The organism is Vibrio sp. Vb1026, from assembly GCF_033338745.1.
In the GTDB taxonomy this organism is placed as follows: Bacteria; Pseudomonadota; Gammaproteobacteria; order Enterobacterales; family Vibrionaceae; genus Vibrio; species Vibrio alginolyticus.
Genome location: NZ_JAWOTH010000035.1, coordinates 1 through 12,798, shown reverse-complemented (window position 1 = coordinate 12,798; position 12,798 = coordinate 1). Strand labels below are relative to the sequence as shown.

The following is a 12,798-nucleotide window of genomic DNA, read 5'->3' as shown; positions in this document are numbered from 1 at the left end:
GATGTCCTACCAAACGATACTGACATCGATGGTGATACGTTAAGCATTGATTCGGCGTCTGTGCCGAGTGACCAAGGGACAGTTGAAATTGTTGACGGCAAGTTGGTGTTCACACCGGCTGAGAACTTCCATGGTGACGCTGAAATCACTTACACCGTTACCGATGGTGCACTGACTGACCAAGCGACGGTCAACGTCACCGTGAATGCGGTGAACGACACGCCTGTGGTTGAGAGCAGCATTGCAGACCAAACCTTGGCGGAAGATTTCACCCCATACAGCATCAATCTGAATACCGCTTTCAGCGATGTGGATAACGTGGATGGCGAGTTAACGTTTAGCGCCTCTGGCAACAGCAACATTCAAGTGGCGATCGTCAATGGGATTGCTACGTTCACTCCAACGGCAGACTGGAACGGCTCAGAAGCGCTGACGTTTACGGCTACCGATCCAAGCGGCGAGAGCGTTAGCCAAACGGTGAACTTCACAGTAGCGCCAGTGGCGGATATCGTGGCAGATAAAGCGACGGTTGTGGAAGATACGCCAACCATCATTAAGGTCTTAGAGAACGACACGTTCGAAGGCGACGACAAAGTGGTGTCGCTGGATACCAATAACGGTCCAGCTAACGGCACGGTCTCGGTCAACCCGGATGGCAGCGTCACTTACACGCCAAACGACAACTTCCACGGCACAGACAGCTTCACCTACATCGTTACGTCAGGTGGGGTGTCAGAGTCCACCACGGTGAACGTCGATGTGACGCCAGTGAACGATGCGCCAGTGGCGACCAATGACAATGCCGTTACTGACGAAGACACGCCAGTGACGATTGATGTCCTGCCAAACGACACCGATATTGATGGTGATAAGCTGTCGATTGAATCGGCTTCCGTACCTGAAACACAAGGCACAGTTGAGATCGTTGATGGCAAACTGGTCTTCACACCGGCTGAGAACTTCCATGGTGACGCCGAAATCACTTACACCATCACTGATGGTTCGCTGACTGACCAAGCGAAAGTAGCTGTTACCGTTAACCCAGTAAACGATGCGCCAACGATCAAGGTCGATGCTGTAGAAAGTATCACTGAAGATGCAGTGAATACCGATACGGTAGTGGCAACGTTGGAAGTCGCTGATATCGACACGCCAGAAGAGCAATTAACCGTTTCTTTAGAAAACAACTCAAACGGCTACTTTGCGCTAGTTGGCGATGAAGTCAAACTGACTCAAGCGGGTGTTGACGCGGTTAACAACGACGAACTCAACCTTAAAGACCTAACGATCAGCGCATCAGTATCGGATGGTGTTAATCCAACGGTTAGCGACAGTGATAGTTTGATTGTGAATCGCGTTAACGATGCACCAACAGTCGACAATGTGATTTCAGATCAAGTGTTAGCAGAAGATTTTACGATCTACACGATTGATTTAAACGACGCATTTAAAGACAGCGACTCCGCACTGAACTTCTCAGTGTCCGGCAACAGCAACGTGTTGGTGTCGATTGAAAATGGCATCGCGACCATTAGCCCAACTGCGGACTGGAACGGCTCAGAAACCCTAACCTTTACCGCCACCGATCCAAGCGGTGAAAGCGTTAGTCAAACGGTGAACTTCACAGTAGCGCCTGTGGCAGACATCGTGGCAGACAACGCGACGGTTGTGGAAGATACGCCAACCATCATTAAGGTCTTAGATAACGACACGTTCGAAGGCGACGACAAAGTGGTGTCGCTGGATACCAATAACGGACCAGCTAACGGCACGGTCTCGGTCAACCCGGATGGCAGTGTAACCTACACGCCAAACGACAACTACCACGGGACAGACAGCTTTACCTACATCGTTACCTCCGGTGGGGTATCGGAATTCACCACGGTGAACGTCGATGTGACGCCAGTCAATGACAAGCCTGACAGTGAGGACTTTACGCATGTGACTGACAAGCCTGTGACGCAAGTTGTATTTGATACTGATACGAAACCTTTAGGTGATGGCGACTCTCAAGATCATATCGCGGATGTTGAAGACGACTTAAAAGGCAACGATCTACATGTCCGAATTACTGAACTGCCAACCTCAGGTACGTTGTTCTTTAAAGATAGTGATGGTGAGTTGCACGAAATTAAAGAAGTAAGCGATACGCTTTATGACAAAGACAGCCTTTACTATGAAGCTGATAATGTTGGCTTCTTATTAGGTATCAAAGATCGTCCAAATACGCCTAATGGCTCGGAATCTACAACAGATTTCAATAACTGGGGATTAAGTGAGGATGGTGGTTCATCACATTCCCGTACTGAGCATTTAGCAAATGGAGCTTCTATCACCATTTCTTCTGATAGCGGTGAGCTTGCGCAGTACAACCGCCAGGTGTCACACATCGGCAATGGTATCGCTGACAATGATGGGCAGGGTATTGAGAAAGGTGAATCGATTACGATCGATTTGTCTAATAATCCTGTGGGCAGCGTAAACCTTGGCTTAGATGGATTAGGTGGATTGTTTGATTACGGTGATGACAACGCAGCACTTATTACGGTTACATACTTAGATTCAAATAATGTCCAACAGACTCAAACGTTCGAGTTTTTGAAGCCTGAAGGCAACTTCATGCTATTCCAAGAAACAAGCGTTGGTTATGGGAAAGATCTAGCTCTTCCTGAAGGTTCGGTCATTACTCAGTTAGATTTTTCTACGAAAAATGAAGGTAACTGGGAGTTACGTTATGTAGAAGGTGTTCCTGCCGAAGACAGCTTTGGATATGTGGCAGTCGACTCTGAAAATGGCGTTAGCGATCCATCTACAGTCAATATCGTTAACGAAATGTTAGATGGTAATGTTGCGGAAAACGGGCCAAGTCTGTCTGTGGTCGGTGATAGTGTGACCGAGGGTGACAATATCACGTTCTCGGTTGTTTTAGATGAAGTCACCAGCACTGCTGTTAAGTACCAAGTTGATATGCTTGCTCAAGGTTCTTCAGTTGATAAGAATGACATAAATCTATCGAATGCAACCTACACAAATGGTGTTGTTTTCTTAGGTGGTTACTTGATTGTTCCAGCAGGTATAAGTAGCTTCGAAATATCGATTCCGACTATTGATGACTTGGTTGTGGAAAGCAGCGAAACGGTCGTTCTTGAGCTCGGAGGTGAAACGGGGACGGCAACAGTTCTTGATAATGATAGTACAGAACTTAGCGTAATAGATGCTGGCGATGTAATTGAAGGAACTGACGCAATATTTACCGTTTTACTCTCTAACCCTGTTCAAGAGACTGTTGTCGTCAATCTGAAGTCAACAACAAATGATAGCTATACTGCGGAAGATGTTGATCTAGGCACTATGGTAGTGACCTATGTGGATACTCATGGTCAAACTCAAACATTAGATATAGCGCCTAATGGAGACGTTACTATACCTCCAGGTGTCGCTGAAATTAAAGTCGCAGTCCCGACCAAACTAGATAATGTCCATGAAGGTGATGAGAGCTTTGGTCTGACGGTTACGGAAATCGGTAGTGTCACCAGTAATGGTATTGCAACTGGTAACGCAAATATTGTGGATTCTGATCCTGCACCTTTAGTTAGTATTAGTGCCGATCAAAATAGCGTAAATGAAGGTGAAACGGCAGGCTTTACGCTGACACTTGATAAAGTTGCAGATGAGAGTGTTACGGTTCATGTCGAATATAGTGGCGTGGCCCAAGATGGAAAAGATTTTGTTGGCGTTCTGAGTGTTGAAGTTCCTGCGGGTCAATCTTCAGCTGCTCTTGACTTACTGACGGTCACCGATGGTATTTATGAGGGCGCAGAATCTTTCACAGTAACCATTAAAGAGGTTGATGGCGCTGATGCGAGCATTGCTTCAAATAACAGCGCAAGTGTTGTGATCGTTGATGCCCAAAGTGCGCCGAAAGTGACTATTAGCTCAGATCAATCCTCAGTTGATGAAGGTAGTGATGCAAAATTTATCGTCAACATTGACCAAAAAGCAGATGAAGATGTACTGGTAACATTTACAATCGGAGGGAATGTTGATGACAAAGATTATATTGCTCCAAGTACGTACACAGTCACGATTCCAGCGGGTAAAACGTCGGCGCCGATTGATATAAAAACTCTCGATGATGGTATTTACGAAGATCTTGAAAACCTAACCGTGACTCTAATTGATACGGTTGGTGCAGATTCGACGCTTGCAAGTGACTCGAATGAAGCAACAGTCTCTATTATAGATGCTCAGCACGCTCCAGAGTTTATTTCTGGCGGCGATAGTGCTGGTGACAAACCAAATGATGATGTTTACGACTTCGGGTCAGTTAACGAAAACACGGTGAGTGGGGCCGTTATCGGCACGGTCGTTGCTGAAGATCACGATAATGACGTGCTTGTATACCGCTTTGCAGATGGCTCGAGCACTAATGGTATTTTTGATATCGACCCGACAAGCGGAGAGATTTCATTGAACAAGACAATCGATGATGTTGACTTGGGCGATTATACGCTTCAGGTTGAGGTTATCGATGGAACTGGCGGGATTGATACTGCCGAGGTAAATGTATCTCTGGTAAATGTGAATGATGCTCCTGAATCTTCGCCTTCAGTGGTTGAGATGAATGAAGATTCTCAAGTGATGCTTGATTGGTCATCATTCGGTATTAGCGATGTGGACTCTGATGTATCAGATCTCTCCGTCCAAATTACAACGCTTCCTGGCGATGGATCATTAGAGTACAGAGATTCGCAAGGCGATTGGCAGTCTGTCCAAATCGATCAAGTGCTTGATAAGCCGCTCTTTGATGAAAACAGTGTTCGTTTTGTACCTGAATTAAATGAGTCTGGCAGTGACAGCTTCGGCGGAAATCAAGTCGGAGACCAGGAGTCTAGTTACGCTCAAATTGGCTTTAAACCAACAGATGGACAGAGTACCGGTCAAGAGTCAACACTGACAATAGACGTAAACCCTATCGCTGATAAACCGAACTTAATCGCAGTGACGCCATTAAACTCATTGCCTCAACAAGAGTTTAACGTTACGACATGGAGTAATGTTCAAGTTGGTTCTAGTGATGGTATGGGGGTCAATGGAGAGACTCTAATCTCAGCGATCAACGCTCTTAATGAAGCCGATGGTACTCGATTGAGTTGGGCAAATGTGGAAGATTTAGGGACTCATGCAACCTTGGCAAATGAGGCCGTTCTAGTCACATCTCTTGTTTATCTCGAAGCTGGCTCGAGTTACGACTTTGTTGGGCAAGCAGATGATAGCCTTGCTATCAAGTTGGGTGGTACGTTACTTGATCAAGCTCGTTGGGGGAGCGACAGTGGTGATATTAAGGGTGCTAGCTTTACCCCTTCGGTATCTGGCTTTTATCCAATTGAAATCTATCACCATAACCAAAGTGGTCCGGGTAACTTTAATGTGGATGTATCCATTAATGGACAAGCGCCTGTCAATCTGAGCAATAGTAGTCTTTACGTAGTTAGTGATGAAAGTGCACTAGAAGCAACTGATATCAGAACGTCTGAACTACAAGAAGTTAATGGTGTTGCGTTTTACGAAACATACCAGCTGAACGAAGGGTTACAAGATACAGCGATACCGCTCTCTGAAATTAAAGCAAGCTTAAATGATACAGATGGCTCTGAATCACTTAAAGTCACGCTAACTGGCTTACCTGTAGGTGCGATCCTTTCAGATGGAAATAGTTCTATTACTGTCGCAACTATTGATGAAGAACTGGACGTGACAAGTTGGGCATTAGATGCACTTACTGTGACTCCACCTGCGGGCTCCCATGATGACTTCACTATCAATTTGACTGCAACGAGTACAGAAAGCTCGAATGGTGATTCAGCAGAATCTAACTTGGCGATCAATGTTGTAGTACATGAGAACTTACCGACGGAAACGGAAAGTGATTTGGGCGAAACCATAGAAGACAATACTCTACAAGGGAATGTATTGCTTAATGACTCTGACGGCGACAATATTCTGATGGTAGATCATCTTACTATCGATGGTGCTGATTACGAGGTAGGCGAAAGTGTTTCTTTGACTAGTGGTACGTTACTAGTAAACCGAGATGGTAGTTACATATTTGAACCTGCTGAGCATTGGTCAGGTGACGTTCCATTAATTAGCTATACCACAAATACTGGCGTAACAAATACACTTGATATCAATGTTGTTGCTATCGCAGATGCACCTACGATCACGATCAATGTTGGCGACTTAGTTAAACGAGATGCTATTGATCCAAACCATCACTTAGCTACATCGGCAATAAATAATACCAATACCGAAAATGAGGCTGTCGCAGCCAACCTTGGGTTGGATAATGCAGTACCTAAAATTAATACACACGCTGGTGTTGTGTTGGGAGTTAATACTGACTTAAGTGACACCGACAGCTTGTTTGTTGGGACAGATTTCAACGATGTATTCTATGGTGGCGGTGGCGATGACGTATTTGTTGGCGGTGGTAACAATGATACGTTTTATGGTGATGACGCGACCAGTCTTACTCTGCATGATGGTAAAGATACAGTCTACTTAACAGGGAACTTTGATGACTACAAAATGACCTTCAAAGACGATCATGGAGGTAAAGTTCCATATTGGATTTTATTAGATAGTCGTTCTATCGATTCGGTAAACGATCATACAGGTAGTGATGACCGAGGTGATCATTTATATGAAATTGAACGCGTTGTTTTTGCAGACAAAATTGTTGATTTGAAACCTGATGGCACTTATGAAGTGCTTCAAGATCGCTGGATTTCGGTCGATGTGGATGTTGATCTAGTTGATGTCGATGGAAGTGAGGATTTAGCGCAGACTGCTCTTGTACAAGATCTACCAGACGGTGTTGACGTGTATGTTGATGGGGTCGCAATTAAGCAAGATTCAAATGGAGATTACCCTGTCACTCTTGGTACAGATGGTAAGCTTTCCCTGGATATCAGAGTGCCATTCGATTATGAAGGCAGCTTAGAGTTCCCGCTAAGCGTTACTGCTACGTCTGTTGAAGGATCAAATAATGACGCAGCTTCAACAACTGAATCCGTTGAGCTTACAGCTCGTGACTATGTGTTGGAGTCGGGATCGCATGGGAATGATCAGATAACGGGTAGTGACGATCACGATATTATTGTTGGTGATGTTCAAGGATTGGAGATCATTGCAGGTCAGGACTACAACATCGCATTTGTTCTGGACACTTCAGGGAGCATGGGTAACTGGGTAGGAACTGCGAAGCAAGAAGTGCTAGATGTGTTTGATGAGCTGTTAAGTGCGGTAAATCAAGGAGAGAAGCCAGGGACAGTGAATATTCACCTTAGTGAATTTGCTTCAAGTGCATCAGCGGTGATTTCTGTTGACTTGAGTTCTCTTACAGCAAGAAAAGAGTTTGTAGAAGAGTTGAATCGTGTAATTGATGATGAGGGTTCTGGCGGCACAAACTATGAGGCGGGCTTACAGTCGGCCGTTGAATGGTTCAGCAGTCAACCTAACCCTAATGGCCAAAATATCACGTACTTTGTTACGGATGGTCAACCAAATAGAGCAACATACCTCTATGGTGTAGCACCGAGTGAATTCTCGAAAGTGATTTTGGACGTCGATAATTCTGGCAAGCTTGTTACCCTGCAAGATATTGCGAGTAAAAACAATTACTCATACGGACAAACCGTTACCTACAAAGGTGATGTCGTTATAGATAGTTACGGTAAGGTTTATTCACCGCTAACAGGAAGAATCCTTGGCGATATCGACAGATATTATGGCTCTATCCGTTATTACGATGAAGGGAATAGCTCGACACAAGCTCAACACATGTATCAAGTACTAGCGGCATTGTCCTCTATAGAAGCGATAGGTCTTGGGAGTGGCGTTGATGAACATACACTCAAGCAGTATGACACTGATGGTGTGGTAGAGTCAGATATTGATGTTACTAAGCTTGCTGAAACGATATTGGGTCAAGATGTACCTCTCAAACAAGGTTCAGACACTATTCAAGGAGGTGAAGGTAACGATATCTTGTTAGGTGACTTAATTGAGTTTGGTGGTAATGAACAAGGCTTAAGTGCGATTCAATCACATGTGGCGCAGCAAACGGGTCAGGATGTGTCTACCGTTGACGGCGAAGATATACATGAGTACGTTAGAAATAACTTGGAAGAATTCAACCAAAGTCACCAAGGAGATAAATCGGATAATTTATATGGCGGCGCTGGTGATGACTTACTATTTGGTCACGGTGGCAACGACATACTCGTTGGCGGTGAAGGGGATGATATTCTGATTGGTGGTTTAGGTAGTGATACTTTAACAGGGTCAGAAGGGGCGGACATCTTTAAGTGGAGTGAAGTCACTAACGATGTTGATACTGTCACTGACTTCAATAAAAATGAAGACGCTCTAGACTTCTCAGATCTGTTTGACGACTTATCTAAAGATGAAATTGGAGAGCTTCTTAATGATCTTCAATCAGGTGATCATACTGGTGATGTCGGAGAGTATCATGTAGAAGTGGCACCAGACGGGGGATCTGAGGCAAACCTGAGTATTACAAAAGGGAGCTCGACATTGGACATCCATTTTGACGGTGCAAGTGTTGATGATGTGACTCAAAGCTTAATTGCGAGTTTAGAAGCTCAGTACAAAGACATGTAGTAGCGCTAAACTGTAGTCAAATTTAAAATCAAAAAAGGTCTAGCAATTTGCTAGACCTTTTATTTTTACGGTCTGTTTATTGTTGTGCTAGCTTTTTGGAAGTGTTGTGAAAACGGTCCATTCTTTCTTCACTTCACCCTTGTGGCCAATCACTGTTGCGGTTACTCGACGGTTCAATGCGTGACTAACTTGGTCTGTACCTTGTGTCGCAAGTACTGTGTCTCCATAGCCGACAATGGTAACTCTATCTCCACTAATGCCGTTCTTCATGAGCTCTTTTCTAACGTTTTCAGCGCGGCGCTTAGATAAGTCAAGATTATGTTCTGCAGTACCAGTGCGACTAGCATAACCTTGAATCTCTATAGACGTGTTCGGGTACTCTTTCAAAAAGTCGGATAGTTCAAGAATTTGTTGCGTAAAGATAGGGTTGATCACATCGGAATCGTTCGCAAATAGTACTCGAATTTGCATTTCTTGTGAGGAGTCAACGTACGAACCACAACCGTCGTTGTCTATTTCGGCACCCAAAGGTGTACCCGGGCACAAATCTCGCTCGTTAATGACTCCGTCAGAGTCATCATCTATATGATCAGCCCACTGATCGGCAATTGGGGTATCTATGTAATCATATTCATCACCACGATCTGATGAACTGCATGCGGAGAGCATTAATGAGAGTGTAATAAAAGCTATGTGTTTCATAATTAATACTCCACTTCTTCTAGCCATTCTTTAGGCATTTCAACCCTTAATGCACTCAACAGTTGCCCAGTTGCGTTCATCACTCGATATTTGGCGTACTGCTCTGCGTATTTAGAATCTAAGTAGTCTTTACGCGCCTCAAAGAGCTCGTTTTCAGTGTTCAATAGATCAAGCAGTGTTCGTTTACCGATGCGATATTGCTTCTCGTAAGCAATTACGGTTTCAGACGCAGAGTCTACATGATCTGATAGAAACTCTTTTTGTTGTAATGTTAAATCAAGCGCACTCCAAGAAAGCCTTAACCCTTCTTCAACATTGCGATAGGCACCTTCACGCAAGTCTTTTGCTTTATTTAGCTGGTAGGCAAAGTTTTCTGAGTTCGCTGCATCACTGCCACCATTGAATAGGTTGTAGCGTAGACGCAGCATGGCAAGTGTCTCATCACTTCGACCTTTTAAACCATCAGCGTCGTCACGCCATGTTTGCGAAGCTTCAATTGAAATGGTTGGGTAATTAACACCTTTAGACTGTTTGTATTGAAACTTAGCCGAGTCTACGTCTGCGAGCGCCACTTGAATAACGGGATGAAGTTCAAATGCCAAGCCTACCGCTTCATCAACCGTGTACGGGATAAAGTTTTGGTCCGCTCTCGGAAAGATTAACCCTTGTGGTGTTTGACCGACTAAACGAGTGAACATCGTGTGAGAGTCATACAGGTTATTTTGAGCAGCAGCTAAGTTTCCGTGTGCTTTTGCCAAACGTGCTTCTACCTGCGTCAAGTCAGCAGTAGAGCCGATACCCGAGTTGACTCGTTTTTTAATGTCATCGTAAATATCTTTATGAACAGCAAGGTTGTTTTCTGAAAGCTTTAGGACTTCATACGCTTTAACAGCGTCCAAGTACACTTTAGTCACTTCAAGTGCCTTATCTGAAGCATCTGCTAAGAGTTGAAATCTAACAGATTCAGCATCAGCTGCGGTTCGATCAATATCATTTAACGTAGCGCTACCATCCCATATTAGTTGGGTCAGTGTCACTGAAGCTTCCTTTCGAGTGTAATCCGTGTCTCCTCGACCAACTTCATCTGACGGGTCTAATCCTTCATATCCAATTCCAGCATCTAGATCAACAGAGGGGAGGTAAGCACCTGATGAAGCTTCATTTATGTACTTCTGGCTCATAAACTCGTTAAATGCACTTTTAATATCGGGGTTATTTTGTAGCGTCTGTGCAACCGCTTGCTCTAGAGTTTGACCGAAAACTGGTGAAGACACTATTAAGCAACAGCAGGCTATATGTACTCGATTCCATCTCACGTTAGTTCTCCTAAAATCATGTCGCTCTTATTCTGTTTCATATTTGAGACGAGAAGTTACAAACAATGAATTTTCTTAGTGCGTATTATCAACTTGTTGATGTTTAAATGTTTAATTCAATAAAAAACAACAATCTTACTCTCTAAACTCTAGCATACGAGGCAAAGCTTGCTTGGTAAGTGGTCGATTTTTTCGTAGAAAACCTTTTTATCTTAAGAGCATAGCGGAAACTGGTTTAAATGAAGGCAAATTCTTCGGTTATTTTCCTTATTACTCTCAAAAAACTAAATCCTCTTGGAATAAAACGAAAAATTCATATTTTGTCTAAACTATAGACGTGTTTAGTGCAGTAACAAGCCTTTAATTAAACTAATACAAGGATGAAGAGCATGGATCGAGTAGCGTTAAGTTCATTGATGAGCAATGTCGTGGTTATAGGGCTTGATGGGAACCTGAGAAGTCTTGAAAGTGGTCAGCTACCTCAGCCTGGTGAATTAATTATTGAGGAAGTTTCTGATACATCAGAATTAATTGTACAACAGGTAACACCGCAAGGTAGTTCAATTAACGTTACTGATGATGTCACTGCGCTAATCGAGGCTATCGCTAGTGGAGAAGACCCGGCTGCTCTTGGTGAGGATTTTGAGCCAGCTGCTGGTGAGGAAAGTGGTTCTAGCCCCCAAAATACTGGTGCAATAGATCGTACTGGCGCTGAATTGTTGGCTAGTACGAATTTTGAGACCGTCGGTATTGATGGAATCGGACTATCTACAACTCAAGCACTATCTTTGTTGGATCTTTTCAGAGTAATTAATGGCCCTGTACCACCGACTATCTTAGTTCAAGAAATATCTAGTCCGACTATCAACGAAGGTGACCAAGTTGTATTCGATATTACTCTAAGTCAAACAACTGAAGACAATACTGATGTCATTCTTTCTCTCCTTGATGGAACCGCAACAGGCGGCTCAGCTGACGAGAACGGGAGTGACTACGTCAATGAGCGTGTCCTCATAACATTTTCTGATGGTACAACAGAAGAAGTTTCAGTCGGTGAAAGCGGAACCTTTACCATTTCGATCCCACCGGGTGAAAGTGACTTTACGGTCTCTATAGACTCTATTGACGACTCTGTATTTGAAGGCCCAGAAACGTTTACGCTCTCTGGCACGACAGAAGAACAAAGCACACCTGTTACTGGGACTGCCACTATTTTAGATGATGGTAGTGGACCTGGCTCAAATCCTGATGATGATCGCCCAGCGGTAACGATGAGTGATGCAGGTACGGTTAATGAGGGTGAGACAGCGAACTTCAAAGTGACGCTGTCGAATGCCTCCGAGTCCACTGTTCAAGTCGAGCTAGGCCTGAACTTAGGTGACACCGAAGTTGGAGACTTAGGCACCCTAGAATACAACACGGGAAGTGGTTGGGTTGCAGTGCCAAACGATGGCGTAGTAACGGTGCCAGCAGGGCAAACTGAGTTTGATGTGCGCATCGCTTCTGTTGATGACGCCGTTTACGAAGGCCCTGAAGATTTCAGTGTGACAGTAACCGGCATTGGCGCAGTACAAGGCAGCGATACGGGGACGGCGACGATCGTGGACGATGGCACTGGGCCAGGCCCCGATCCGGATGATGACCGCCCGAATGTGACTATTTCAGATGCTGGCACCATCAATGAGGGTGAGACAGCCAACTTCAAAGTGACGTTGTCGAATGCCTCCGAGTCCACTGTTCAAGTCGAGCTAGGCCTGAACTTGGGCGATACCGAAGCCGGTGACTTAGGTACCTTGGAATACAACACAGGCTCCGGTTGGGTTGCAGTGCCAAACGATGGCGTAGTAACGGTGCCAGCGGGGCAAACCGAGTTTGATGTGCGTATCGCTTCCATTGATGATGCTGTTTATGAAGGCCCTGAAGATTTCAGCGTGACGGTGACTGGCATTGGCGCAGTGCAAGGTAGCGATACGGGAACGGCAACGATAGTGGACGACGGCACGGGTCCAGGCTCTGATCCGGATGATGACCGTCCGAATGTGACCATCACTGACGCTGGCACCATCAATGAGGGTGACACAGCGAACTTCAA

General features: G+C 44.7%; 4 protein-coding genes. 2 read left to right on the top strand and 2 right to left on the bottom strand.

Going from position 1 to position 12,798, the window contains the following annotated elements; genetic code table 11:
• Positions 1–8,688: tandem-95 repeat protein (locus R7E47_RS23610; RefSeq protein ID WP_318085097.1), on the top strand; the 8,688-nt coding region annotated here is incomplete at its 5' end.
• 87 nt (positions 8,689–8,775) lie between these two features.
• Here R7E47_RS23610 and R7E47_RS23605 read toward each other — a convergent pair.
• On the bottom strand, positions 8,776–9,390 hold the full coding sequence (locus R7E47_RS23605) for an OmpA family protein (RefSeq protein WP_005377363.1): 615 nt from the start codon (positions 9,388–9,390) through the stop codon (positions 8,776–8,778).
• A 2-nt stretch (positions 9,391–9,392) separates the two neighbouring features.
• Positions 9,393–10,706, bottom strand: coding sequence for a TolC family outer membrane protein (locus R7E47_RS23600; protein ID WP_021707835.1), 1,314 nt, complete (start codon positions 10,704–10,706; stop codon positions 9,393–9,395).
• A gap of 389 nt (positions 10,707–11,095) precedes the next feature.
• Here R7E47_RS23600 and R7E47_RS23595 point away from each other — a divergent pair.
• Positions 11,096–12,798 (top strand): Calx-beta domain-containing protein (locus R7E47_RS23595; RefSeq protein ID WP_318085095.1); only part of this gene is annotated, 1,703 nt, incomplete at its 3' end.